This window comes from Micromonospora sp. BQ11 (assembly GCF_052068135.1).
Taxonomy (GTDB): domain Bacteria; phylum Actinomycetota; class Actinomycetes; order Mycobacteriales; family Micromonosporaceae; genus Micromonospora.
In genome coordinates, this window is record NZ_JBQHDB010000007.1 from 309,458 (window position 1) to 333,427 (window position 23,970).

Consider the following 23,970-nt stretch of genomic DNA (forward strand, 5'->3'; position numbering starts at 1 on the left):
CACTCATGCGATCCCGCGTGACCCTGGTGCTCGCCGTCGTGGCGGTCCTTCTCGGTGGCGCCCTGGTGGTGCCCGCCGCGTACGCCCGGCTCGCCGCCGACGGTGCCGCCGGTGGGAGCGGAGGTGGCACCCAGAGCGTCGCGGCGCCCGCGCCCCAGGCGCCACCGCCGCCGACCCTGGCGGCCGGAACGGTGTCGGTGAACTTCAAGGGCGAGTTCTTCTCCTGGGCCCTGATGGACCGCGCGACCGGCGAGATCTCCGGCTCGAAGAACCTCGCCGCGACCAGCTCCACCGAGTCGATGATCAAGTCCTGGTTCGCCGCCGACTACCTGCGGCAGTTGGGCAACAAGCCGATCCCGGCCGCGATGAAGAAGAACATCACCACCGCCATCCGGGACAGCAACGACGACGCGGCGAACGCGCTCTACGCGGCGGTCGGCAAGGCCGCCACCATCAAGAAGATGATCGGCACCTGCGGGTTGACGGACACCAAGCCGGGCAACGTGCCCGGATACGTCGGCTGGTGGAGCTTCACCCGGATGTCCCCCCGCGACGCGGTCCGGCTCGGTGACTGCATCGGCGACGGCAAGGCCGCCGGCCCGAAGTGGACCGGCTACCTGCTGGACGAGATGAGCAAGGTGCGGGGCTCCACCGCCGCGAAGGACCAGAAGCTGCGCTTTGGCGGTGGCCGCTGGGGCATCATCGACGGTCTGCCCGCGTCGATCGCCAGTCAGGGTCCGGTCAGCATCAAGAACGGCTGGACCCTGTTGAGCTACGACGGCAACTGGCACGTCAACTGCCTGGCGGTGACCGACCGGTGGAGCCTCGCGGTGATGCTGCGCTACCCGCAGAAGAGCGGCCTCACGTACGGGGCCCAGGTCTGTGCGAGCGTCGCCAGCCAGTTGGTCACCCCGCAGCCCGGCGCCGCCCTCAAGGTGCCGCAGCAGCCGGTCGGGAAGCTCTGATGGCCCGCCGCCGCGCCGCCCCCGCATCCGGTGGGACGTCACCGGGCAAGCTGATCGCGGTCGTGGCCATCCTCATCGGACTGGCGCTCGTGTCCCTGCGCCTGCTGCCCGGCTCCCCGTTCGAGTCCACGGCCGCCGCCCGCTGGGGCGAGCCCACCGCTCCGGCCGAGCGCTCCACCGATTCCCCCACCAACCGTAAGGACCGTCCCGCCCCCGCGCCCAGCCCGTCGCCGAAGGCCGAGCTCGAACCCCTGCCCTTCGCGGCGAAGGACCTCGACCTCGACATCGAGGGCTGGTACTCGTGGAGCGTGCTGGACCGGCGCACCGGCGAGATCATCGGCTCGGACAACATGGGCGAGACCAGCACCACCGCGTCGCTGATCAAGTCCTGGATCGTCGCCGACTACCTGCGCCGGGCCGCCGACGCCGGGCAGACGCCCGGTGACGCGAAGCTCGCCGACGCCACGAGGATCATCCGGGACAGCGACAACACCCGGACCGAGCAGTTCTACAACTCCCTGGGCCGCTCCGCCTCGATCACGCGACTGCTCTCCCTGTGCAAGCTGACCGACAGCAGTGTCGCCAGCGACCGCGGCTGGAGCCGTACGAACCTGTCGCCCCGCGACACCGCACGGCTCGGCCAGTGCATCGCCGACGGGCGGGCCGCCGGCCCCAAGTGGACGAAGTGGCTCCTCAACGAGATGCGGCTGGTGCGCGGGACGGGTGACTTCGGCATCCGCAAGGCGTTCCCGGCCGCCGAGCAGAAGACGATCGCGATCAAGAACGGTTGGGTGGACCGCACCCGCGAGCAGGAGATCCACATCAACTGCCTCGCCATCGGCGACACCTGGACGATGGGCGTGATGGTCCGCTACCCGATCACCAAGGGCTACGAGTACGGCATGAACAACTGCCGGAAGATCACCGAGGCCCTGCTCCGCACCGCGAACTGAGCCGCGCGGGCCGGGGATCAGCCGGCGAAGAACTCCGGGCCGTTGGGCGGAAGGTCGGGGGCGGCGCCCATGGCGGCGGCGCGGCGGGCGAACTCTCGCAGGCCGGCGACCTGGCGGTCGCCGAGGGAGAAGTCCAGCACCCGGAAGTACGAGGCCAGCGTCTCCGCGTCGAACGGCTCCCAGCGGGCCGCCCCCTCGGCGACCTGGTCCAGCTCGGCGAGGCAGAGGTCCCGGGAGCGCAGGAACGCCTCGTGCACCTCCTTGACCAGCCCCGGGTGGGCGGCGGCGAAGTCGCGGCGTACCGCCCACACGGCGAAGACCATCGGCAGACCGGTCCACTCCCGCCACGCCTGCCCGAGGTCGGTGACCTGGAGGCCCCGGCGCGGCGCCTCGTAGTGGGCGCGCAGGGCCACGTCGCCGATCAGCACCGCGGCGTCGGCCTCCAGCAGCATCTGGGTGAGGTCCGGCGGGCAGCGGAAGTACTCGGGGTTCACCCCGTACCGCTCGGCGAGCAGGAGCTGCGCGAGCAGCACGCCGGTCCGCGACGTCGAGCCGAGCGCGACCTTGCCGTGGTCCAGTTCGTCGAGCGGCCGGGTCGAGACCACGTTGACGGACAGCACCGGGCCGTCGCTCCCGACCGCCAGGTCGGGCAGGAGCAGCAGCTCGTCGGCGTGCCGCAGGTACTCGACGTGGGAGATCGGCCCGATGTCCAGGTCGCCCGCCACGAGGGCGGCGCTCAGCCGGTCCGGCGAGTCCTTGTGCAGGTCGACGTCGATCAGGGCGCCGGACCGCATCAGACCCCAGTAGATCGGTAGGCAGTTCAGGAACTGGATGTGTCCGACCCGGGGGCGTGCGACGCGCTCAGCCATGCCCCGACGGTATCCCCGGCCCGGTTCGCGGACTCAGCGGGACGCCAGCGGAGTGGCCAACCCAACCCGCACCCGTCCGTACCGTCGTGTCGTCAGCGTTCGTCGGAGTCCTCGGTGGCACGGCGGCGCACCTCGTCGAGGTGTGCGCGCTCCCGCTCGTCGAGCGGGCGCTGGTAGTTGCCGTCGCGGTCCAGGCCGATGGGGTCGCTGAACTTCCCCGGGTCGGTACGCGTTGGCGCCGGCCGGCCGGACGCGGCGGCGAGATCGCGCTTGAGCTGCTCGACCGCGCGGGCCGCGCGCTCCCGCTCCTCGTCGCTGACGGGCTCCTGGGCTGGCGTCATGCGGCTCACACCTCCTCCATCGTCACGACCCACTTACCGAGGTCAGCATCCCACGCCTTGCTGGTCACCTTGAAGTTGGTCGCCTGGTCGTACAGAATCTCCGCCTCGTCCGGGTACTCGGAGTACGGGGCGACGTCGCGCCCGTTCCGGCCCGAGATCACCATGACCGTGTTGCCGTCGAACGCGCCCTGAGCGACCCGTGGATCGGTGGAGGTGCTGGTGAAGGCGCGTTCGGTCACGACCTGTCCCGGTTCGTAGCGGGCCAGCAGGTCGTCGGGGTACTGGCCACCCCGGTAGGTGGTCCCCGGCCGCTCGGGCAACCTGGCCAGGGCCTCGGAGACCCGGTCGGCGCGGGCCTGGAGCGCGGCGGCCTCGTCCGGCGTGTACTTCCCCGGGTCGCGCAGGAAGGGGTTCATCGCCCGGTAGCCGGGGCCGGTGTAGTCGGTGAGGGCCGCGCGGTCGGCGTCGGTGAGGGCACGCCCCGCGGGAGCGCCGACCGGCGTCGGGTCGGGTCCGGGAGTGCGCGGAGGCCGGGCGGCACCCGGCCGCCGCCGGACGATCTTGAGGAGGCTCTTCGCCCGTTCCAGGATCTCCTTGAGCAGCGTCTGCACCTGGTCGACGAGCATCCGGACGAGCCGTTGGCAGACGATCCGCGTCGCGGCGACGAAACCCGGCACGGCGGCCGTCGACGCCCCGGCGGTCGGTACGGCGGCGGCGATCGCCATCGACACCTGCACCAGCAGGACCACCAGCTGGACGAAGAAGGCGATCTTCATGGCCAGGGTCAGCGCCGCGAAGGCGATCAGCGCCGCACCGATGAGCTGGGCCGCGATCGCGTCCTCCCGCAGCCGCAGCCGTGGGCCGTCGTCGCGTTGCCACCACTGCTGGAAGGCGTCGACGGTCTCACCCACGTTGGCCTGCCAGACCGACTGCGCCGCCGCCTCGGCCCGCTCGGCGACCTGTTGCAGGTGCAGGCCGAACTCCAGCCAGCGTTGTCCCGCGGCGAAGAGCAGTTCCTCGTCGGCCTGCGGCCATTCCAGGCCGATCCAGCTCAACGGCTCGGTCAGCTCGGCGGGCAGCTCCAGCCCCATGCTCGGCCCTCCGACTCGGCACCGGATCCGGCGCGACGCGGTCGACTGTGGATCACCAGGTCGCACCGGAGCGTAGCGGGCGGGACCAGACCCGGCCAGCCCCGTCCGGCGGGACCGGCGGAAATGCGGTTGCCGGCGTCCGGGATCGCAGTAAACTGCTTCCCTTCCCGCCCGACGGCCGAGGTGTGTAGCACCGCAGCGGACGTCCCCGCGCCGACCGACAGGTCGGACACGCGAGCGGCAGAGTTCTTCCCCGAGAGGTACGAGGATGACCCTGCACGCCCATGAACAGTCACTGGACACCGAGCTCACCGCCGAGCGGGACCATCTGGAGGAGTCCCGCGCCGCGTTGCGCCGGATGCGCGAACGCGCCGAGGCGCTCTTCGCCACCGGCGACAAGGTCGCCGGGGACGCGTACACGGCCGAACAGCTCGGCCGGCACATGGCCCGGCGGGTCGCCGAGCTGGCCGACGACCCGACCACGCCGCTCTTCTTCGGCCGTCTCGACTTCGGTGGGACACCCGCCGGCGGACCGCACGACGAGGACGCCGACCACGCCGGCCGGGCGTACCACGTCGGTCGGCGACACGTCACCGACGAGCGGGGCGAACCACTGGTGCTGGACTGGCGGGCCCCGGTCTCCCGGTCGTTCTACCGGGCCAGCGCCCGTGAACCGCAGGGGGTGGCCGTCCGCCGCCGCTTCGGCTTCAACGGCGGTGACCTGACCAGCTTCGAGGACGAGCACCTGGACCGGGGCGAGGAGCTGGGTACGGCCAGCCGGATCCTCACCGCCGAGATCGAGCGACCACGCGTCGGGCCGATGCGGGACATCGTCGCCACCATCCAACCCGAGCAGGACGAGCTGGTGCGGGCCGACCTGGCCGACTCGATCTGCGTCCAGGGCGCCCCCGGCACCGGCAAGACGGCGGTCGGCCTGCACCGGGCCGCGTACCTGCTCTACCTGCACCGGGAGCGGCTGCGCCGCTCGGGCGTGCTGATCGTCGGCCCGAACCGGGCCTTCCTGTCGTACATCGCGGCGGTGCTGCCGGCTCTCGGTGAGGTGGAGGTCGACCAGGCCACGGTGGAGGACCTGATCGAACGGGTTCCGGTGCGGGCGGTCGAGGACCCGGGGGTGGCGGCGGTCAAGCACGACGCGCGGATGGCCGACGTGCTCCGGCGCGCGGTGGACGCGCACATCGGCGAGCCGACCGAGCCGATCGTCATGCCGGACGGGTCCTTCCGCTGGCGGATCGGTCTGGAGCCGCTGCACCGGATCGTCGAGGAGACCCGTCGGGAGGGTCTGCCGTACGGCACCGGTCGCGAGCGGGTCCGGGCGCGCGTGGTGGGCCTGCTGCAGCGGCAGGCGGAGGCCCGGCGGGCCGAGTCACCGAGCGACGCCTGGCTGCGCCGGATGGGGAAGTCCCGTGAGGTGGTCGGCTTCCTCGACGCGGTCTGGCCGGCGCTCACCCCGGAAGGGCTGGTGCACCGCCTGCTCACCGATCCGGACGCGCTGGCCGCCGCGGCCGACGGGTTGCTCACTCCGGACGAGTCGGCCCTGCTCCGCCCGGCGAAGCCGGCACGCACCCCGAAGGCGATGCGGTGGACCGCCGCCGACGCCGTGCTCGTCGACGAGGCCGCCGGCCTGATCGAGCGGCCGGCCGGCTACGGGCACGTGGTGGTGGACGAGGCGCAGGACCTCTCCCCCATGCAGTGCCGGGCGCTGGCCCGCCGCAGCGAGCACGGATCGGTCACCCTCCTCGGCGACCTGGCGCAGGGCACCGCGCCGTGGGCGGCGACCGACTGGCGGGAGTCGCTGCGCCACCTCGGCAAGCCGCACGCCGTCGTGGTGCCGTTGACCGTCGGCTTCCGGGTGCCCGCCGCCGTGGTCACGTTCGCCAACCGGTTGCTGCCGGCGCTCGCCGTCGACGTGCCCCCGGCCGAGTCGCTGCGCCGGGACGGCGCGCTCGACGTGCGTACCGTCGGCGACCTGGTCACCGCGACGGTGCTCGAGGTGCGCGCGGCCCTGACGTACGACGGCTCGGTGGGTGTGATCGCGGCGGACGACGCGGTGGAGGAGCTGCGGGCGGCGCTGGCCGCCGCCGGGATCCCGACCGCGACCGCCGACGACCCGGCGTCCGCCGCCCGCGTCACGGTGGTGCCCGCGACCCTGGTCAAGGGCCTGGAGTACGACCACGTCGTGGTGGTCGAGCCGGCCGCGATCGTCGCCGCCGAGCCGCGCGGGCTGCACCGCCTGTACGTGGTGCTCACCCGGGCCGTCTCCCGGCTCGCCGTGCTGCACACCGCGCCGCTGCCCGCTCCGCTGGGCTGACGCCCGTCGGGTGTACGCGGTGACGACGGGGGTCGCCGGTTCAGTTGACGTTTCGCCCGTTCCCGCCCCGGACGGCGGGTCGGCGGTGCCACGATGCCGACAGGGCGTGCCGAGGAGTGGCCGCCTCCGCCGAGAGGGGTCGACGTGAGCACCGTCCCGCCGGGCACGCCCTGCTGGACCGACCTGGCCACGCCGGGGCTGGCCGATGCCCGGCGCTTCTACCCGGAGCTGTTCGGGTGGACCGGACGGATCACCCCGGAGCCGGAGGCGGGCGGTTACACGGTCTTCCTGCTCGGCGGTCGGTCGGTGGCGGGGGTGGGTCCGCCGGCGATCCCCGACCAAGTGCCGATCTGGTCGGTCTACATGGCCACCGACGACGCGGACCTCGTGGCCGGCCGGGTGGAACGGGCCGGTGGGCAGGTGGTGGTGCCGCCGTTCGAGGTGTTCGACCGGGGCCGGATGGCCGTCTTCGCCGACCCGGCGGGCGCGAGTTTCAGCGTCTGGCAGCCGATGGCCATGGCGGGCGCCGAGGTGTTCGACGTACCCGGCGCGCTGAGCTGGACCGAGCTGGTCACCCCCGACCCGGACGGCGCGAAGGACTTCTACGAGCTGGTCTTCGGCTGGCGACCCGACGACCAGCCGATGGGTCCGATCACCTACACGGGCTGGCGACTGGGTGAGCGCATCGTGGGCGGGATGATGCCGCGCCTCGGCGACGACGTCCCGGCCGACTCACCCGCGTACTGGACGGTCTACTTCGGGGTGGACGACGCCGACGCCGCGGCGGCGCGCGCGGCGACCCTCGGCGGCACCATCCTGGTCCCGCCCCGGGACATCCCGACGGGCCGCTACGCCGCCCTCTGCGACCCCGAAGGCGCCCTCTTCAACGTCATCGCCCTGATCACCCCCGGCACCTGACCCCCTTCCCTTCGCCCCCTACTCCCGCCCACCCCGGCGCCGACCCCGACCCGGCTTCGGCCCGGCGATCTTGCACTTTGGGTCGCCGATAAGCCCCTTTTCCGGAGCTTGTGCCGGGACACAAAGTGCATGATCGCGACGCCCCAACGGTCTCCGCTTCCGAAGATCAACTCGCCTTCATTGAAGTCGGGGTGTCGGCGTGTCGGGGACAGCCCGACTTCAATGAAGGCGTGAATGATCTTGGCGCGGGGCGCGGGGCGCGGGGCGCGGGGCGGGGACGGGGGGGGTCAGTGGGGGCGGATGGGGACCACCAGGGGGCCGTGGTCGCCGGTGACGACCTTGACCGTGGCGCGGTAGTAGCGGGCCAGGTGTTCCTCGGTCAGGACCTCGCGAGGCGGGCCGGTGGCGACCACCCGGCCGTCGGAGAGCAGCACCATGCGGTCGGCGTACTCGCCGGCGATGGAGAGGTCGTGCATGGTGGCGAGCACCGTCAGGCCGTTCTCGCGGCGGAGCTGGTCGACCAGTTCCAGCACCTCCTGCTGGTGGCCGATGTCGAGTGCGCTGGTCGGCTCGTCGAGCAGCAGCAGCGTGGCGCCCTGGGCGAGCGCCCGGGCGAGGAAGACGCGCTGCCGCTCACCGCCGGAGAGGGTGGCCAGTTCCCGGGCGTGGAATCCGGTCAGGTCCAGCCGGTCCAGTACGTCGTACGCGACGGCGAGGTCGGCGGCGGACTCCCGCCCGAGCGGGGGGATGTACGGGGTCCGGCCGAGCAGCACGTAGTCCAGCACCGACATGCCGGCCGGCACGGCCGGGGACTGGGCCACGGTGGCGACGACCCGGGCGCGGTGGCGGCGGCGCAGCGCCTCGCTCGGCGTACCGAAGAGGGTGATGGCGCGCGGCGCGGACAGCAGGCCGCCGACGGCGCGCAACAGGGTCGACTTGCCGGCGCCGTTCGGGCCGATCACGGTGACCCACTCCCCGGCGGCGACCGTCAGGTCGACGCCGGTCAGGATCGGCACGCCGTCCAGGCGGACGTGCAGGTCGCGGACCTCGACGGCGGGCGCGGGCGGGCCGCCGGCCGGTGCCGGGGCCGTCATCCGAGGACCCGCCGGGAGGTACGCAGGACGAGGACGAAGAACGGGCCGCCGAGTAGGGCGGTGACCACGCCGATCGGGATCTCCTCGGGGGCGGCGGCGGTACGGGCGACCACGTCGGTCAGCGCCAGGAACGCGCCGCCGAACAGCAGCGACAGCGGCAGGATCACCCGGTAGCTCGACCCGGCGAGCAGGCGTACGGCGTGCGGCACGATGATGCCGACGAAGCCGATCAGGCCGGAGGCGGACACGGCGGCTGCGGTGCCCAGCGAGGCGGCGGCGATGAGCAGGTACCGGGAGCGCTGCGGGTGCAGGCCGAGGCTGGCCGCCTCGTCGTCGCCGAGGGAGAGCACGTCCAGCTCCCGGCGGTGCAGGAGCACGACCACAGCGGTGAGCAGGAAGTAGGGCAGGACCAGCCGGACGTCGTGCCAGCCGGCGGTGGCGAGCCGCCCGAGCAGCCACGAGTAGACCTGCTGGATGCTGTCGGAATTGCGTTGCAGCAGGTAGGTCTGCCCGGCGGAGAGGAACGCGGACACCGCCACGCCGGCCAGGATGAGGGTCGCCGGGGAGCGGCCCCGTTCAGACGAGGCACCCAGCAGGTACGTCATGGCGACCGCCGCGATCGCCCCGACGAACGCCGCGAGGGGTACACCGACCGGCAGGCCGGTCAGGGCACCGCCCGCCCCGACGCCGAGAGTGAGTACGACCGTGACCGCGAGACCGGCGCCGGCGGCCACCCCGAGCAGGTACGGGTCGGCCAGCGGGTTGCGGAACACGGCCTGGTAGGCGCCGCCGGCCAGGGCGAGCAGTCCACCGACGAGGAGGCCGAGCACCACCCGGGGCAGCCGCAGCTCGGTGACGATGGCGATCTCCCGCTCGGTCAGCCCGCTGTCGAGGCGTACGCCGGGAATGAGGTTGAGCAGCTCGGCCGCGACGCTGCCCGGCGGCAGGCTCACCGCGCCGAACGACACCCCCGCGACCAGGGCGACCAGCACGGCGGCGACGCCGGCGACGAGCCAGCCCGGCCGCAGCCCGGCCGGCCGGGACGCGCTTGGCGTCCCGGCCGGCCGGGCAGGTGCTGCTGGCAAGGAAGGGCCCCTTCTTAACGCCTGCTGCATGGAAAGGGTCCCCTGTTAACAGTGGGCGAGCGTCACGCCGGCACCTTGGCGGTCGCGTCGACGATGGCGCGGAGCAGGTCCACGACGCGCGGGCCCCACCGGGAGGCGACGTCGTCGTCGAGGCCGACGACCTGGTTGTTCTTCACCGCGGTGACGCCGGCCCAGCCGGCCCGGGCCTTGACCGTGTCGGCACTCTGCTGGCAGCACCTGGTGTCGGCGAGGAACACGAAGTCCGGGTTGGCCTTGACGATGACCTCCTGCGAGAGCTGCGGGTAGCCACCGTTCCTGCCGTCGGCGTCGGACGGGTCGGCGATGTTCTCCAGGCCGGCCAGCGCGTAGATGGAGCCGATGAACGTCTTGCTGGTGGCGGTGTACAGGTCCGGGCCCAGCTCGTGGAAGTAGGTGAGCTTCTCCGTCCGCTTCGGCAGCTCCGCCACGAGCTTGGCGATGTCGTCCTTCATCCGCTTCGTCACGTCGGCGGCCTCGGCCGGGTGCCCGGTGAGGGTGCCCAGCTCGGTGATCTGCCGGTACGAGTCGTCCAGCGTGGTGGCCGCCGGGGTGAGGAACACCGGGATCTTCAGGGCGGTGAGCTGTTCGACGACCTTGTTGCGGTCGTCGGAGAGCACCACCAGGTCGGGGCTCTTGGCGGCGATCGCCTCGGCGTTCGGCTGGAAGCCGGAGAGGTCGGTCTTCGGCGCCTCGGCCGGATAGTTCGAGTTGTCGTCCACGGCGGTCACCTGCTTGCCGGCGCCGATGGCGAAGAGCATCTCGGTGGCGGTCGCCGACAGCGACACGATCTTCTCCGGCCGCTCTTCGAGGGTCAGCGAGCCGACGGTGACCGGGAAGCTGGCGGCGGCCGACGGGCTGCCGCCGGCCGCGGGGGTGTCGGCGGTCTTCTCGGCGCAGGCGCCGAGGGCGATCGCGGCGACCGCGAGGGTCGCGGCGAAGAGCCGGGGGGTACGTCTGGACATGGGTCCTCCTGTCGGTCGAGGAGCGTGGTGCTTCGCCGACAGGGAGCGGGGGCGCCCGTCCGCGAGGCGCCCTTCCTCGAGAGCGCGTGTCGCGACCGACCGCAGGCGACCTGGCTCGTCCCCGATCAGGGGCATCACAGTTGCGGGACAGCGCCGGTTTCGCACCGGCTTCGCTGCGGATTGGTCGGTACGACGGTAGCGCACGCCCCGTACGCGCCTCGCCGATCCGGGGGCCGGTCGCTGCTCGACGGTCGTGAGCAGCGCCGTTATGTCCCGGATCGGCGAGGGATGGGAGGTGGGTGGGGCCCCGATGGGGGCTGAACGGGGCCCCACCGGCTATCAGGAGCTGGTGATGGTGACGTTGTCCACAGCCGCCTCGACCAGGCTCGCGCCCGAGGCGTCCGCAGCCTCGACGAGGATGCGGACCGACTGGCCCGCGTACGGGGTCAGGTTGAGGTTGGCCACCGCCCACGAGCCGTTGCGGTTGGTCGCCGCGCCGGCCTGGGTGAGCAGCGCGGTGGTGCCGCCGTTGTGCACGACGCTGACCCGGAGGTAGTCCGCCGAGCTGGCGTTGGAGCCGTGGGCGAGGTACCAGGCCAGGGAGAGCGTCAACGTGCCCGAGGACGGCAGGGTCACCGCCGGGGACCGGGCGCTGGTCACGCCGCCGTCGACGTCGTGCTCACCCGCTGCGGTGCCGGCCAGCCGGCCGGTGACCAGGTCGTTGCTCCCGGCGTACGGGGTGAGCTGCTTCGCGCCACTGGAGGTGGTCGCCTGGGCGGCGCCCCGCTCCCACGCCCCGAGGGTCGCGGTGTCGGTGCCGGACGGGTTGGTCGTCCAGCCGGTGGCGGTCTCGAAGGTGTCCGACCAGACCGTGGTGCCGCCGCCACCGCCGCCGCAGTACTGCGCCTGCTTGCCGATGGCCCGGTACGGGCAGTCGGCGTACTCGCTGAGGAGCAGCACGGCGTCCCGGTTGCGGGTGGTCTGCTGCGGGATGACCTCGTCGGGCGGGTAGAAGCCGCCGCCGCCGGCCGAGCCCGGGTACAGCTCGAAGGTGTACGCCCAGATGCCGTGTGTCGCCCACATCCAGTCGATGCTGCCGCCGTCGGTGATGTACAGGTCGCTGGCCTGCTCCGGGGTGTAGCCGTTGGTGTTCGCCATCTGCTGGCCGATGGTGGCGAAGGTGTTGTACTGGTCGGCCGTCATCCCGGTGGTCGTGTTGGCGGTCGTGTGGCCGAACGGCCAGAGGATCAGCTCCGAGTACGTGTGGAAGTCGATGTTCGCCTTGATCTGCTGGCTGCCGCCGACCACCCGGCTGTTGACGAAGTTCCGCAGCGCCTGGGTCTCCGGCGCGGAGAACGCCGACGGGCCCCGGTAGGTGTCCGACGAGGTGGACCCGGACGAGCCGCCGCAGCAGCCCCACAGGTAGCCCCAGTTCCGGTTCAGGTCGGTGCCGACGTACGACGAGCCGCTGTTGGGCTGCCGGTTCTTCCGCCAGGACCGGTACGAGCCGGTGGCGATGTCGTACTCGCTGCCGTCCGGGTTCACCGTCGGCACGATCCACAGTTCCCGGCCGTTGACGATGCTGCTGATCCGGGAGTCGGTGCCGTAGTTGTCGGTGAACAGGTTGAGCAGGTAGATCGCCATCTCGACGGTCAGGTGCTCACGGGCGTGCTGCTGGGCGTTGAAGAGGATCTCCGGCTCCGCCTCGTCGGTGGCGACGTTGTCGGAGATCTTCACCGCCATCAGGTCGCGTCCCTCGTACGACGTCCCGATGCTGATCTTCCGGGCGATCGTCGGGTGGTCGGCGACGACCTTGTTCACCACGGCGGTCAGCTCGGCGTAGTCGTGGTAGTTGGAGTCGGCCGGCGGGAACGCGAGCGTCCCGACGTCCCCCTCGGCGTGACCGTGGGTGTCGGCTCCCCGGTCGGTGGGGGCCGCGGCGGTGGCCTCCAGCCGGAAGCCGAGCCGGGTGATCGCGGCGGCCTCCGCGCGGGTGGCGCTGATGTGCAGCACACCGTGTTCGGAGTAGTCGATCGACGCGCCGGTGCCGGCGACGGCGTTGCGGTCGGCGAGCGTACGGGGGCCGAGCACCCGGTACGACACGGCGGCCGGTTCGCCGGAGCGGTCCGGTCCGGGGCGGGCCGAGACCGGGGGTGCGGCGAGGGTGAGCACGCCGAGTGCACCGGCGACGACGAGGGCGAGACGGCGACGGAGGGCGGGGTTGCGGAAGGCCATGGACAACCTCCTCGGGGCGCGGGAGAGATCCCGCACGGTGGAGGACACTCCACCACCCGTCACATGGTCATATCAACATCCGTCGTTTAATTGATCCATGTCAGCCGGATCCTCATGCCGGCAAGAAGTTTCCTTCTGGCGACCTCTGGCGAAAATTCCCTCCGAGCGGGACACTGACCGCCAACGATCCGCCCATCAGGAAGCGGAGGACCAGTGACCCGATCTCGCCTTCGTGCCGCCACCCTTGCCGGCGCCACCACCCTCACCCTGCTCGGCACCCTCACACCCACCCCCGCCGGGGCGGCCCCGACGGCCGCCCCGGCTCTCCGCACCGTCCACGACGAACAGATCGCCTTCCACGACTGGTCCGGCGAGACGGACTGGCGGGCCGGCAGCGCCGCCGGCACCGTGGTCACTCCCACCGGTCTCACGCTCGGCACCCCGATCGGCACGACCCTCTACAAGGACCCGCACACCGGCACCCGACGTACCTGGGCGTACGGGACCTGGACCTCGCCGGTCACCGCGGTCGGGTTCGACGCGACCGAGCTGATCGCCTCCTGGAACGCCGACACCCCCGCCGGCACCTGGCTCCAGGTCGAACTCCAGGGCACCTACAGCACCGGCACCCGCACCCCGTGGTACGTGTTGAGCCGGTGGGCCTCCGGTGACGCGGACATCAAGCGGACCAGCGTCGACAAGCAGGGCGACAAGGTCTCCAGCGTCTGGACCGACACGTTCGCCGTCAACGATCCGTCCGCCGGGGTGCTGCTGCGGGCGTACCAGCTACGGGTGACCCTCTACCGGGACCCGACGACCAGCGCGACGCCGACGGCACGCATGGTCGGCGCGATGAGCTCCACGGTGCCGGACCGGTTCACCGTGCCGCCGAGCGCCGGCGGGATCGCCTGGGGCACCGAGCTGGCCGTCCCCCGCTACTCGCAGAACATCCACACCGGCCACTACCCGGAGTACGACGGCGGCGGTCAGGCCTGGTGCTCCCCCACCTCCACCACGATGGTGATCGAGTACTGGGGTCGGCGGGCGTCCGCGGCGGACACCGCCTGGGTGAACCCGGCCTACCCCGATCCGACGGTCAACCACGCCGCCCGGATGGTCTACGACCACCAGTACGACGGCGCCGGCAACTGGCCGTTCAACACCGCGTACGCGGCCACCTTCGCCGGGCTGGAGGCTCGGGTCACCCGGCTGCACTCGCTGGACGACCTGGAGCGGTTCATCGCCGCTGGCATCCCCGTGGTGACAAGCCAGTCCTTCGTCGCCAGCGAGCTGGACGGCGCGGGCTACGGCACGGCGGGGCACCTCTTCGTGGTGGTGGGCTTCACCGCCGAGGGCGACGTGGTCGTCAACGACCCCGCCTCGTCGAGCAACGACGCGGTCCGCCACATCTACCCCCGGGAGCAGTTCGAGCAGATCTGGCTGCGGACGAAGCGGACCACCGCCACCGGCGGCACCGGCAGCGGCTCCGGCGGCGTGGTCTACCTGATCAAGCCCACCGACGTCCCCTGGCCCGCCGCCCCCGACTCGACCACCTGGTAACCACCCCGTCGCCCCCGCCGTTGATCATGAAGTTGTCGTCGCGACACGCCGTGCCCGCGGGCAACAGCTTCATGATCAACGCGGGGAGTCGGGGGAGTCCGGGGAGGTGGGGGGCTGGTCGTCGCCGGCCAGGGCGGAGCGGAGGCGTTCCTTCTCGGCGCGGCGGCGCTCGGCGGCGGCGGCCATCTCCTCGGCCATCTCGTCCCGCCAGCCCCGCAGCAGGAAGAAGGACGCGGCGGCCGAGAAGGCCAGCGCCACGATCAGCTTGAGGAAGATGTCCAGGTCGGTGGGCAGGAGGGCCGCCAGCACGACGACGAACAGCCCGATCCGGCCCAGCGTGTACTTGACCGCCGCGCTCACTTCTCCGCACTCCGTTTCTCGCCGCCGGGTCGCCCCCGGGCGGAGGGTTCAGCCCGTCCTGCGGACCAGCCAGCGGACACCGGGAAACCAGACCACCGCGTACCCGAGGGTGAAGACCGCCGCGCCCAGCCCACCGGAGAGCAGCGGCGGCGCCCCGGCCGCGAGGCCGGCCGCTCCCAGCCCGGCGACGCCCGCCAGCACGCCGGCCGTCAGCGCGGCCACCACCCGGGCGGCGCCGAACTCCCAGGCCCGGAAGTCGTCCCAGTAGAGCCACGCCGGCAGGATCACCGCCAGCCAGCCGTTGGCGCGACCGAACTCCCCCGCGCCGAACGACACGAACGCCGCGTCGAACAGCACCAGCGCGACCAGGCCGACGACCAGGCCCGCCAGGCCCACCCCGAGCAGGTCACCCAGGCTGAGGACACGCCCCTCGGCGTCGCGCCGGGGAAATCCGCTCCGCTGCTCGGTCATGGCCCTACGAGGGTACGCGAGCCGCCGCCCGCCACCGGTGCGGGCGTCCGCGCCACCGCGTACGCGGTCAGGCCCAGACCTGCTGCGGCTCGGCGCGACGCTCGGCCAGCGAGGGGGCCTTGTCGTACTCGCGGACCACGTTGTAGCGGGTGTCCCGCTCCACGGGCTGGAAGCCGGCGTCCCAGATCAGGTGGAGCAGGTCGTCCCGGTGCATGGTGTTCGGGGTGCCGTACGAGTCGGCGTCGTGGGTGATCTTGTACTCCACGACCGAGCCGTCCAGGTCGTCCACGCCGAAGTTCAGCGAGAGCTGGGCCACCGAGAGCCCGTGCATCACCCAGAAGTTCTTGAGGTGGGGGACGTTGTCGAAGAGCAGCCGGGAGACCGCGAAGGTCTTCAGCGACTCGGCCGGCGAGGCCATCGTGGTGCGGGCCTGGATCCGGTTACGGATCTTGCCGTCCGCCGAGTCCACGAAGTCGTGCTGGTAGCGCAGCGGAATGAAGACGGCGAAGCCACCGGTCTCGTCCTGCAGCTCACGCAGGCGCAGCACGTGGTCGACCCGGTGCCGGGGCTCCTCGATGTGGCCGTAGAGCATCGTGGACGGCGTCTTCATGCCCTTGGAGTGGGCCAGCCGGTGGATGCGCGACCAGTCCTCCCAGTGGCAGGCGTGGTCGACGATGTGCTGGCGGACCTCCCAGTCGAAGATCTCCGCACCGCCACCGGTCAGCGACTCCAGGCCGGCGTCCATCAGCTCGTCGAGGATCTCGTCGGCGCTCAGGCCGCTGATCTTCTCGAACCACTGCACCTCGGTGGCCGTGAAGCACTTGAGCTTGACGTTCGGCAGCGCCGCCTTCAGCTCGCGCAGCACCTTCGGGTAGTAGCGCCACGGCAGCGTCGGGTGCAGACCGTTGACGATGTGCAGCTCGGTGAGCTGCTCGTCCTCCATCTCCTTGGCCTTGCGGACCGCCTCTTCGATACGCATCGTGTAGGCGTCCTTCTCGCCCGGCTTGCGCTGGAACGAGCAGTACGCGCACGACGCGGAGCAGACGTTCGTCAGGTTGAGGTGCCGGTTGACGTTGAACATCACCCGGTCGCCGTTGAGCTCGGTACGCCGGTGGTGGGCCAGCCGGCCCAGCCAGGTCAGGTCGTCGCTCTCGTAGAGGGCGATCCCGTCCTCACGGGTCAGCCGCTCGCCGGCGTACACCTTCGCTTCGAGCTCACGCTTGAGTCCGGCGTCCATCTCCAGCCACGTCCTTCCACCCTGGTGTCCCGATCGAGCCTACGTCGGCCGCCCGACGGACCGTCGGCACGGTCTCCCGCAGCGACGCACTTCACCGGACTCACAGCCTTCCGTTACCCGCTGACACATCGACATCGTTGCCGGCGTGCGGTAAGACAGGATGGGACGTTTCACACCACTGATAGCGTCCTGACGCCGCGCGCACCGGTCGCGGCGAAGCCGGTCGGACGGGGAGCGGAATGGTCGACAGCGGGTACGGGCGACGACGGCGTCGGCGGAGCCCGGTGATCTCACCGGTGCTGCGTCCGAGGCTCTGGTCCGCCCTGCTCGGCGCGGTCGTCGCCGCCGTGCTGGCCGCTCCCGCGTACGCGGAGCCGGGCCTGCCCACCACCGTCCCGGACACCGGCGCCCGCCCGGTCGTCACCGGCTCCCTGAACCTGCCCGGCGGCACGCCGACCCGTCCCGGCAGCCTCACCACGCCGGTCACCAACGTGGGCACCGGCCCGCTCGCCGCGCAGATCTACGCCGTCGAGGCGCGGGTCGGGCAACTCGGTGACGAGCTGCTCGTATTACGTCAGCGGCGCACCGACGCCGAGACGCAGCTCGCCGCCGCCGAACGGGACCTGGCCCTGGCCCGCGACGCCCTGGCCCGGGCGCAGGACATCGCCGACGCCACCGCCACCGAGGCGATCAAGGCCGCTGCGGCGCTGCCGCCGGGCGACTTCGCGAGCGATCTGCACGACCTGAGCCAGCTCTCCCGGATCACCCGGGGCGAGCGGGTCGAGGGCGGCGACACGACCGAGGCGAGGCAGGAGATCGCCCGTGCCCGGACCGGCGAGCAGGCCGCCCAGCAGGCCTTCGTGGCCGCCGAGAGCCGGGTGACGACGGCCCGCCAGGCGTACGTCGCCGGCGAGCGGGGCCTGCGCGCCGAGGAGGCGAAGCTGGTCCAGCTGCGCAAGGACAACGCCGCGCAGCTCATCGTCATCGAACGCCAGCAGGAGGCCGCCGAGCAGCAGCTCGGCGCCGGCTACGTGGCCAACGAGACCGCCAACGGGCTGGCCGCGCACCCCGCCGCGTTGGCCGCCGTCGCCTACGTGCGGGCACAGCTCGGCGACCCGTACCTCTGGGCCGCCGAGGGCCCGGACCGGTTCGACTGCTCCGGCCTCGTCTGGGCCGCGTACCGGTCGGCGGGTTACGACGGCCTGCCCCGGGTGTCCCGCGACCAGTACTACGCGACCCGCTCCCGCACCGTGCCCCCGGCGGCGCTGCTCCCCGGCGACCTGGTCTTCTTCGCCTCGGGCACGAGCTGGACGACGATCCACCACATGGGCATGTACATCGGCGGCGGCAAGATGATCCACGCGCCGACCACCGGCGACGTGGTCAAGATCTCCAACGTGCGCTGGTCCCGGCTCTACGCCGCGACCCGGGTCGTCGGTGCCGTCCCGGCGCCGCCCACCACGCCGGCCGCGCCGGCCACGCCGAAGCCGAAGCCCACCCCGAAGCCGACCCCGTCGACGACGCGGTCGCCGCTGCCGACGACGTCGCCGAGCCCGACGACCACCCCGAGCCCGACGACCACGCCGACCCCGACGACCACGCCGACCCCCACGACCACGCCGACCCCGACGACCACTCCGTCGCCCACCACGTCACCGTCCCCCACGGCCACGACGCCGCCCCCGGCTCCCGGACCGACCACGCCGTCGCCGCAGGTCACCAGCAGCAACGCCAGTCCGACGACGGCCGCGAGCAGCGCGGCACCCTCCGGCAGCACCTCGGCCACCGCGTCGGCGAGCACCGGCAGCTGACCTGGTTCGACCGACTGCACCCCGGGCGGTGCGGCCCGCCCGCGCCGCCCAGGGAATGCGCTCCGACTGTGCCGTAGGGGCGGAATGTGGCACGGTGAGACTCAGGCACTCCCGGGCCGACCGCACGGCTCCGGGCGCAAGCGTGGCGCGGAGGCGAGCATGGTCGATCAGCAGGTCCCGGCGGAACCGGGTGACCGGAGGTCCGCGCCCGAGCCCGCCGACCCCTCAACCGGCACCGGCGGCCCCGACGCCGTACGCCCGCAGCAGCCCGCCGCCGTACCGGCCCGGGCACGGGCGACCGTCGCCACCGCCGTGGCCCCTCCCGAGGACGGGGTCGACCCGTCCCCCGGCCGTGCGGGGAGCACCACCTACCGGGCCACGGGCAGCGCCGACCCGATGCCTCCGGTGCCCGCCCAGCGGGGCACCACCCCGCCCGCCGACGAGTCCGACTCCCCGGCCGTGGCGTCGTCGGAGCCACCCGCCGGTGCCGCCCGGGGCAGCGTCACGGTTCCGGACACGAGTCGGGTCTCCGCCGCTGAGGCGGCGGCCATCCGTTCGCACACCGGCGAGGCTCGGATCTACCGGGCCGGCCCGGTGAACCCGGAGCCGCCGGAGCCCGCCCAGCCGCCGGAGCCGGCGAAGCCGCCGACCCCACCGACCCCGGAACCGGAGCCGGCACCCGCGCCGATCCCTCCCGTACCCGGGCCGAACCCGCCCTCCCCGACGCCGCCGGTACCGCCGCCGCCCGTGCCGGCGCCGACGCCGCCCCTGCCCCGCCCGGTGCCACCGCCCGGCCCGACCCCACCGGGGCCCGTGCCGCCGCTGCCCGGACCGCCGGCGCCGCCGCCCGGTCCACCCGTGCCCGCTCCCCCGCCGCCGCCCGGCCCCGCGCCGGCACCGCCGTTCCCGCCGCCACCGGCGGTGTCCGGTGCACCGGTCTCCGCACCGCCGGGCCGCCTCACCGGCCGCGCCGCCGTGCCGGTCTCCGCACCGCCCGCCACCGCCCCACCGGTTTCCGCGCCGCCCGCCGTCGCCCCACCGGTCTCCGCACCGCCCGCCGTCGCCCCACCGCCCGCTGTGGCGTTTCCCGCCTTCACGCCGTCCGTCCCCTCCACGCGGGCCGGCGCCCCGGTCTCCGCGCCGCCTGCCGGACGGGGCGTCGCGCCGGGCTCCGCTCCTCCGACGGTGCCCGCGCCGGCTCTGCCGACCTGGCCGCCGCCGACCGATCCGTCCGACCGGCGGTCCGGCACCGCGGGCACGGGCGGCTCCGGGGCGTGGACGCCTCCCGCGTCGTCGGCCGGCGGTGCCGCCACACCCGGCGTACCCGCCGGCAGGCCCACCGCCCGGGACGGGTCGACCGGCGGTGGACCCGGCCGGTACCAGGTTGGCCCCGACCTGGGCACCCTCTACGGCGGCACGGACGGGCCGGGATTCGCCACCGTCGCTCTGCCCGGAAACCCCGGCCTGGAGAACTCCGGCTCGCTGACCGGGCACATCCTGGCCCAGGGCTGGGCCGCGAGCCCGGCCGAGGAGCGGTCGCGGACGGCCCGGGTCGTGGTCGTGCTGGCCACCGCGCTGGGGTTGCTCGTGGGGATCAGCGTGCTCGTCGTCCTGCTGGCCGGCGACGCGGTGGACGGGCTGGTCGGCAAGGTCCTGAACAACTGAGCGCGGCCCACGGGCGGGTGAGCCCGCCCACTACGCGTCCGTGGCGCGGTGGCGGGTTTCCCAAACCGCCGTACACTGGTGTAGATCACTGACCTGGCGCGCGCCGTGCGCGCCCCTGGGCGGTCTTGCGGGCGATTCGGCGGCACTCAGCTGCGGCAGGCCATCGCGAAGATGCGCCCCGCTCGAAAGGCATTTCTTGACCATCTTTGCTGACCCCGGCACGACTCCGTCCGCCCTCGACTCCACCGCCCCGCTGACCGACGAGACCGTCGCCGGGGAGCCGGCCGCCGCCGAGGAGACTGCGCCGGTCGACTTCGCCGCACTGGGCCTGCCCGAGCCGCTGGTCCGCGTGCTCACCCGTCAGGGCATCACCACCCCCTTCGAGATCCAGCGCGCCACCATGCCGGATGCGCTCGCCGGCCGGGACGTCCTCGGCCGCGGCCAGACCGGCTCCGGCAAGACCCTCGCCTTCGGCCTGCCGCTGCTGGCGCGCATGGCCGAGCGCAACCGGGCCCGCCCGCTGCACCCTCGCGCGCTGGTCCTGGTCCCCACCCGGGAACTCGCCATGCAGGTGAACGACGCGCTGGTGCCGCTCGGCAAGGCCGTGGGCGTCTTCCTCAAGACCGCCGTCGGCGGCGTGCCGTACGACCGGCAGATCGACGCGCTCCGGCGCGGCGTGGAGATCGTCGTGGCCACCCCGGGTCGCCTGGGCGACCTGATCAACCGGGGCGTGTGCCGCCTCGACGATGTCGAGATCACCGTGCTCGACGAGGCCGACCAGATGGCCGACATGGGCTTCCTCCCCGAGGTCACCGAGCTGCTGGCGAAGACGCCGGCCGGCACCCAGCGCCTGCTCTTCTCCGCCACTCTGGACGGTGACGTGGACGCGCTGGTCAAGCGGTTCATGACCGACCCGGTCACCCACTCGACCGCGCCGTCGACCGCCTCGGTGTCCACGATGGACCACCACATGTTGCTGATCCCGCCGCACGACAAGTTCCCGGTGGCGGCGTCGATCGCCGCCCGGGACGGTCGGACGATGGTGTTCGCCCGTACCCAGCTCGGTGTGGACCGGCTGGTCGAGCAGCTCGCGGCGGTCGGCGTACGCGCCGGTGGCCTGCACGGTGGCAAGACCCAGCGGATGCGGACGAAGACCCTGGCCGAGTTCAAGGAGGGCCGGGTGAACGTGCTGGTCGCCACGGACGTGGCGGCCCGGGGCATCCACGTGGACGGCGTCTCGCTGGTGCTGCACGTCGACCCGCCGAAGGACCCGAAGGACTACCTGCACCGGGCGGGGCGCACCGCACGTGCCGGCGAGTCCGGCGCGGTGGCCACCCTGGTGCTGCCGAAGCAGCGCCGGACCACCCTGGCCATGCTGGAGAAGGCCGGCGTGGAGCCGGCGGAGACCCGCGTGCGGGCCGGTGACCCGGCCCTGGCCGAGCTGACCGGCGCCCGTGAGCCCAGCGGCGTCCCGGTGCGCGCGGAGCCCGAGCCGCGCCGGCACGGCGACCGGCCCGGCGGCCCGCGCCGCTTCGGCGACCGGGGTGACCGCCGCTTCGGCGACCGGTCCGGTGAGGCCCGCAGCTACGGGGACCGTCCGCGCGGCTACGGCGACCGCTCCGAGCGTCGCTACGGCGATCGGCCCGCCGACGCCCGCGGCTACGGTGACCGCCCGCAGGGCGACCGCGGCTACGGCGACCGCCCGCAGAGCGAGCGCAGCTACGGCGACCGCCCGCAGAGCGACCGCAGCTACCGTGACCGCCCCCAGGGCGAGCGCGGCTACGGCGACCGCCCGCAGGGCGACCGTCGCTACGGCGACCGGGACGCGCGGGGCTTCGGCGACCGCTCCGACCGCCGCTACGGCGACCGGCCCACCGACAGCCGGGGCTACGGCGACCGGCCCACCGACAGCCGGGGCTACGGCGACCGTCCCCAGGGGGACCGCTCCACCGACGGCCGGACCTACTCCGACCGGGCTCCGCGCGCCTACGGCGACCGGCCGCAGGGCGAGCGCCACTACGGCGACCGGCCCACCGAGGGCCGGAGCTACTCCGACCGGGCGGTCCGGTCCGACGGGCGCGGCCGGGACGACCGACCGCGCGACGAGCGGCGGGGCTTCGGCGGCCGGCCGCCGGCGCGTACCCACTGATCACGAGCGTCACCTGACAACGCCGTCGCGGGGCCCCGAGCCCCACGGCGGCGTTGTCGCATGCCGTGCCGGTCCCGGGCCGGTCGCGTAACGTCCGGTACATGCCGACCATGCCGAAGTCGTTCCTGTGGACGCGTACGGACACCGCCGGCGCCGAGCACGCGCTCGTCGACGACCGACAGGGTCTGACGGCGCGGGGTACCCAGGTGGCCGTCGACCCGGTCCCGTACACCTGCCGCTACCAGCTCACCACCGACCCGGGCTGGTCGACCACCCGGCTGGCGGTCGAGGTGGAGGGCGCGGGGTGGCTGCGGAGCGTACGCCTGGAACGGACCGCCGACCGGTGGCGGGTGACCACCGCCGAGCAGGGTGACCTGGATGCGGCGCTGACCGCCGCGGGTCATCCCCCCGCCGGCCTGCCCGGCACCGACGACCCGGACCGACTGGCCGACGCGCGCGACGTGGACCTGGGCGGGTCACCGCTGTTCAACACCCTCCCGGTACGGCGTCTCGGGCTGGCCGACGAACCGGCCGACACGCCACACCGCATCGCGGTCGCCTGGGTGCAGGTGCCGAGCCTGCTGGTGGTCGCGGCGGAGCAGGTCTACTCGGGAGCGGGCCCGGGGCGGATCCGGTTCAGGAGCGACACCTTCACCGCGGACATTCACCTGGACGCCGACGGCTACGTCCGGCGCTACCCGGGGCTGGCCGAGCGCGCCTGACCGGGACGGGGTCTCAGGCCGGCCAGGCGCCGCTGGTCAGGAAACGCTCGATGGTGGCCAGGTGCGGTGCCAGGTCCAGTCCCTGGGCGGCCACCCAGTCGTCGGAGTAGTAGGTGTCGGCGTACCGGTCGCCGGCGTCGCAGATCAGCGTGACCACCGAACCGGTCCGGCCCTCGGCGAGCATCCCGGCGATCAGGCCGAACGCGCCCCAGAGATTGGTGCCGGTCGAACCGCCGACGCGCCGGCCGAGGACCCCCGAACCGGCCCGCATGGCGGCGAGCGAGGCGGCGTCGGGCACCTGCACCATGCGGTCCACGACCGAGGGCAGGAACGAGGGCTCGACGGTGGGCCGGCCGATCCCCTCGATCCGGGAGCCGCGGCCGGTGCGGACCGACCAGTCGGCCGCCAGCCAGGCGGGGTAGAACGCCGAGTTCTCGGGGTCGACCACGCAGAGTTTGGTGGCCAGTCGCCGGTAGCGGGCGTACCGGCCGATGGTGGCGCTGGTGCCGCCGGTTCCGGCACCGACCACGACCCACGCCGGTACGGGGTGCCGCTCCAGGGCCAGCTGCGCGTAGATCGACTCGGCGATGTTGTTGTTGCCCCGCCAGTCGGTGGCCCGCTCGGCGTACGTGAACTGGTCCATGTAGTGCCCGCCGGTGTCCTCGGCCAGCCAGCGCGCCTCGACGATCACCTTCGCCGGGTCGTCCACCAGGTGACAGCGGCCGCCCTGGAACTCGATCTGGGCGATCTTCTCGGGCGAGGTCGACGCCGGCATCACCGCGATGAAGGGCAACCCCAGCATGCGGGCGAAGTACGCCTCGGAGACGGCGGTGGACCCGGAGGACGCCTCCACGATCGTGGTCGCCGGGCCGATCCAGCCGTTGCAGAGCCCGTACAGGAAGAGCGAACGCGCCAGTCGGTGCTTGAGCGACCCGGTGAGGTGCACCGACTCGTCCTTGAGGTAGAGATCGATCCCCCACTCCCGGGGCAGCGGGAAGGGCAGCAGGTGGGTGTCGGCGGACCGGTTGGCGTCCGCCTCGACGGTGGCGATCGCCTCAGTCACCCACCGCCGGCTGGCCTCGTCACACCGGTCGAGATGCGTCACGCCGGAAAC

20 protein-coding genes and 1 riboswitch are annotated in these 23,970 nt (G+C 73.1%); of the genes, 9 read left to right on the forward strand and 11 right to left on the reverse strand.

All coding sequences use genetic code 11. The features are described 5' to 3' along the window. Positions 1 to 5 precede the first annotated feature (5 nt). Together ACTMSW_RS17735 and ACTMSW_RS17740 are read left to right on the forward strand one after the other, a co-directional pair. Positions 6 to 965 (forward strand): hypothetical protein, encoded by a 960-nt coding sequence (locus ACTMSW_RS17735; protein WP_441181707.1) that lies wholly within the window; start codon positions 6 to 8, stop codon positions 963 to 965. Then, entirely contained in the window at positions 965 to 1,918 is a 954-nt protein-coding gene (locus tag ACTMSW_RS17740; RefSeq protein ID WP_441181708.1) for a hypothetical protein, read from the forward strand. The genes ACTMSW_RS17735 and ACTMSW_RS17740 overlap by 1 nt, the downstream gene beginning before the upstream one ends. 17 nt (positions 1,919 to 1,935) lie before the next feature. Here the strand turns inward: ACTMSW_RS17740 and ACTMSW_RS17745 are convergent, their stop codons facing one another. The 3 genes from ACTMSW_RS17745 to ACTMSW_RS17755 form a co-directional block, all read right to left on the reverse strand. Next, positions 1,936 to 2,787: a menaquinone biosynthetic enzyme MqnA/MqnD family protein gene (locus tag ACTMSW_RS17745; protein ID WP_441181709.1), complete on the reverse strand. Its 852-nt coding sequence runs from the start codon at positions 2,785 to 2,787 to the stop codon at positions 1,936 to 1,938. 92 nt (positions 2,788 to 2,879) lie between these two features. Continuing rightward, the gene (locus ACTMSW_RS17750; protein WP_441181710.1) at positions 2,880 to 3,128 is read right to left on the reverse strand and encodes a hypothetical protein; all 249 of its coding nucleotides are present in this window, start codon (positions 3,126 to 3,128) and stop codon (positions 2,880 to 2,882) included. Positions 3,129 to 3,133: 5 nt separating this feature from the next. After that, entirely contained in the window at positions 3,134 to 4,219 is a 1,086-nt protein-coding gene (locus ACTMSW_RS17755; RefSeq protein WP_441181711.1) for an ADP-ribosyltransferase, read from the reverse strand. A 268-nt stretch (positions 4,220 to 4,487) separates the two neighbouring features. Between ACTMSW_RS17755 and ACTMSW_RS17760 the strand changes: the two genes are divergently transcribed. Together ACTMSW_RS17760 and ACTMSW_RS17765 are read left to right on the forward strand one after the other, a co-directional pair. Then, positions 4,488 to 6,548, forward strand: a complete 2,061-nt coding sequence (locus tag ACTMSW_RS17760) for a HelD family protein (RefSeq protein ID WP_441181712.1) — start codon at positions 4,488 to 4,490, stop codon at positions 6,546 to 6,548. A 144-nt stretch (positions 6,549 to 6,692) separates the two neighbouring features. Further along, a complete protein-coding gene (locus ACTMSW_RS17765) occupies positions 6,693 to 7,466 on the forward strand; it encodes a VOC family protein (RefSeq protein ID WP_441181713.1) in 774 nt (257 codons plus the stop codon). A 287-nt stretch (positions 7,467 to 7,753) separates the two neighbouring features. On the opposite strand, the gene ACTMSW_RS17770 is transcribed toward ACTMSW_RS17765, so the two are convergent. From ACTMSW_RS17770 to ACTMSW_RS17785, 4 genes are all read right to left on the reverse strand, one after another. Next, entirely contained in the window at positions 7,754 to 8,560 is an 807-nt protein-coding gene (locus ACTMSW_RS17770; RefSeq protein WP_441181714.1) for an ABC transporter ATP-binding protein, read from the reverse strand. Beyond that, on the reverse strand, positions 8,557 to 9,675 hold the full coding sequence (locus ACTMSW_RS17775) for a FecCD family ABC transporter permease (RefSeq protein ID WP_441181715.1): 1,119 nt from the start codon (positions 9,673 to 9,675) through the stop codon (positions 8,557 to 8,559). The genes ACTMSW_RS17770 and ACTMSW_RS17775 overlap by 4 nt, the downstream gene beginning before the upstream one ends. A 32-nt stretch (positions 9,676 to 9,707) precedes the next feature. Beyond that, positions 9,708 to 10,646 carry an ABC transporter substrate-binding protein gene (locus ACTMSW_RS17780; RefSeq protein ID WP_441181716.1) on the reverse strand — a complete coding sequence of 313 codons (939 nt, stop codon included), beginning with the start codon at positions 10,644 to 10,646 and terminating at the stop codon, positions 9,708 to 9,710. An 83-nt stretch (positions 10,647 to 10,729) separates the two neighbouring features. Continuing rightward, a riboswitch (cobalamin riboswitch) is annotated at positions 10,730 to 10,859 on the reverse strand. A 126-nt stretch (positions 10,860 to 10,985) separates the two neighbouring features. Further along, complete coding sequence (locus ACTMSW_RS17785; protein WP_441181717.1) at positions 10,986 to 12,881, reverse strand: M14 family metallopeptidase; 1,896 nt, start codon at positions 12,879 to 12,881, stop codon at positions 10,986 to 10,988. A gap of 213 nt (positions 12,882 to 13,094) precedes the next feature. On the opposite strand from ACTMSW_RS17785, the gene ACTMSW_RS17790 reads away from it, so the two are divergent. Next, positions 13,095 to 14,441 (forward strand): peptidase C39 family protein, encoded by a 1,347-nt coding sequence (locus ACTMSW_RS17790; RefSeq protein ID WP_441181718.1) that lies wholly within the window; start codon positions 13,095 to 13,097, stop codon positions 14,439 to 14,441. A 75-nt stretch (positions 14,442 to 14,516) separates the two neighbouring features. Here the strand turns inward: ACTMSW_RS17790 and ACTMSW_RS17795 are convergent, their stop codons facing one another. From ACTMSW_RS17795 to mqnE, 3 genes are all read right to left on the reverse strand, one after another. Beyond that, positions 14,517 to 14,801 carry a DUF4229 domain-containing protein gene (locus ACTMSW_RS17795; RefSeq protein WP_441181719.1) on the reverse strand — a complete coding sequence of 95 codons (285 nt, stop codon included), beginning with the start codon at positions 14,799 to 14,801 and terminating at the stop codon, positions 14,517 to 14,519. Between the two features lie 48 nt (positions 14,802 to 14,849). Then, positions 14,850 to 15,272, reverse strand: coding sequence for a hypothetical protein (locus ACTMSW_RS17800; protein ID WP_441181720.1), 423 nt, complete (start codon positions 15,270 to 15,272; stop codon positions 14,850 to 14,852). A 67-nt stretch (positions 15,273 to 15,339) separates the two neighbouring features. Beyond that, positions 15,340 to 16,509 carry an aminofutalosine synthase MqnE gene (mqnE, locus tag ACTMSW_RS17805; protein ID WP_441181721.1) on the reverse strand — a complete coding sequence of 390 codons (1,170 nt, stop codon included), beginning with the start codon at positions 16,507 to 16,509 and terminating at the stop codon, positions 15,340 to 15,342. Between the two features lie 239 nt (positions 16,510 to 16,748). On the opposite strand from mqnE, the gene ACTMSW_RS17810 reads away from it, so the two are divergent. The 4 genes from ACTMSW_RS17810 (at position 16,749) to ACTMSW_RS17825 (ending at position 22,856) form a co-directional block, all read left to right on the forward strand. After that, entirely contained in the window at positions 16,749 to 18,320 is a 1,572-nt protein-coding gene (locus ACTMSW_RS17810) for a C40 family peptidase (protein ID WP_441181722.1), read from the forward strand. Positions 18,321 to 18,479: 159 nt separating this feature from the next. Next, on the forward strand, positions 18,480 to 19,985 hold the full coding sequence (locus ACTMSW_RS17815; protein ID WP_441181723.1) for a hypothetical protein: 1,506 nt from the start codon (positions 18,480 to 18,482) through the stop codon (positions 19,983 to 19,985). A gap of 196 nt (positions 19,986 to 20,181) precedes the next feature. Further along, a complete protein-coding gene (locus tag ACTMSW_RS17820; protein ID WP_441181724.1) occupies positions 20,182 to 22,134 on the forward strand; it encodes a DEAD/DEAH box helicase in 1,953 nt (650 codons plus the stop codon). Between the two features lie 101 nt (positions 22,135 to 22,235). Then, the gene (locus tag ACTMSW_RS17825; RefSeq protein WP_441181725.1) at positions 22,236 to 22,856 is read left to right on the forward strand and encodes a putative glycolipid-binding domain-containing protein; all 621 of its coding nucleotides are present in this window, start codon (positions 22,236 to 22,238) and stop codon (positions 22,854 to 22,856) included. 13 nt (positions 22,857 to 22,869) lie between these two features. On the opposite strand, the gene ACTMSW_RS17830 is transcribed toward ACTMSW_RS17825, so the two are convergent. Continuing rightward, positions 22,870 to 23,961 (reverse strand): PLP-dependent cysteine synthase family protein, encoded by a 1,092-nt coding sequence (locus ACTMSW_RS17830; RefSeq protein ID WP_441181726.1) that lies wholly within the window; start codon positions 23,959 to 23,961, stop codon positions 22,870 to 22,872. Positions 23,962 to 23,970 lie beyond the last annotated feature (9 nt).

Excerpts from the sequence above, each read along its gene's own strand:
- ACTMSW_RS17815 (WP_441181723.1), top strand. The coding sequence starts at position 18,480 with ATGGTCGATCAGCAGGTCCCGGCGGAACCGGGTGACCGGAGGTCCGCG.
- ACTMSW_RS17760 (WP_441181712.1), top strand. The coding sequence starts at position 4,488 with ATGACCCTGCACGCCCATGAACAGTCACTGGACACCGAGCTCACCGCC.
- ACTMSW_RS17825 (WP_441181725.1), top strand. The coding sequence starts at position 22,236 with ATGCCGACCATGCCGAAGTCGTTCCTGTGGACGCGTACGGACACCGCC.
- ACTMSW_RS17800 (WP_441181720.1), bottom strand. The coding sequence starts at position 15,272 with ATGACCGAGCAGCGGAGCGGATTTCCCCGGCGCGACGCCGAGGGGCGT.
- ACTMSW_RS17755 (WP_441181711.1), bottom strand. The coding sequence starts at position 4,219 with ATGGGGCTGGAGCTGCCCGCCGAGCTGACCGAGCCGTTGAGCTGGATC.
- ACTMSW_RS17735 (WP_441181707.1), top strand. The coding sequence starts at position 6 with ATGCGATCCCGCGTGACCCTGGTGCTCGCCGTCGTGGCGGTCCTTCTC.
- ACTMSW_RS17750 (WP_441181710.1), bottom strand. The coding sequence starts at position 3,128 with ATGACGCCAGCCCAGGAGCCCGTCAGCGACGAGGAGCGGGAGCGCGCG.
- ACTMSW_RS17775 (WP_441181715.1), bottom strand. The coding sequence starts at position 9,675 with ATGCAGCAGGCGTTAAGAAGGGGCCCTTCCTTGCCAGCAGCACCTGCC.
- ACTMSW_RS17780 (WP_441181716.1), bottom strand. The coding sequence starts at position 10,646 with ATGTCCAGACGTACCCCCCGGCTCTTCGCCGCGACCCTCGCGGTCGCC.
- ACTMSW_RS17810 (WP_441181722.1), top strand. The coding sequence starts at position 16,749 with ATGGTCGACAGCGGGTACGGGCGACGACGGCGTCGGCGGAGCCCGGTG.
- ACTMSW_RS17745 (WP_441181709.1), bottom strand. The coding sequence starts at position 2,787 with ATGGCTGAGCGCGTCGCACGCCCCCGGGTCGGACACATCCAGTTCCTG.
- mqnE (WP_441181721.1), bottom strand. The coding sequence starts at position 16,509 with ATGGACGCCGGACTCAAGCGTGAGCTCGAAGCGAAGGTGTACGCCGGC.
- ACTMSW_RS17785 (WP_441181717.1), bottom strand. The coding sequence starts at position 12,881 with ATGGCCTTCCGCAACCCCGCCCTCCGTCGCCGTCTCGCCCTCGTCGTC.
- ACTMSW_RS17740 (WP_441181708.1), top strand. The coding sequence starts at position 965 with ATGGCCCGCCGCCGCGCCGCCCCCGCATCCGGTGGGACGTCACCGGGC.
- ACTMSW_RS17770 (WP_441181714.1), bottom strand. The coding sequence starts at position 8,560 with ATGACGGCCCCGGCACCGGCCGGCGGCCCGCCCGCGCCCGCCGTCGAG.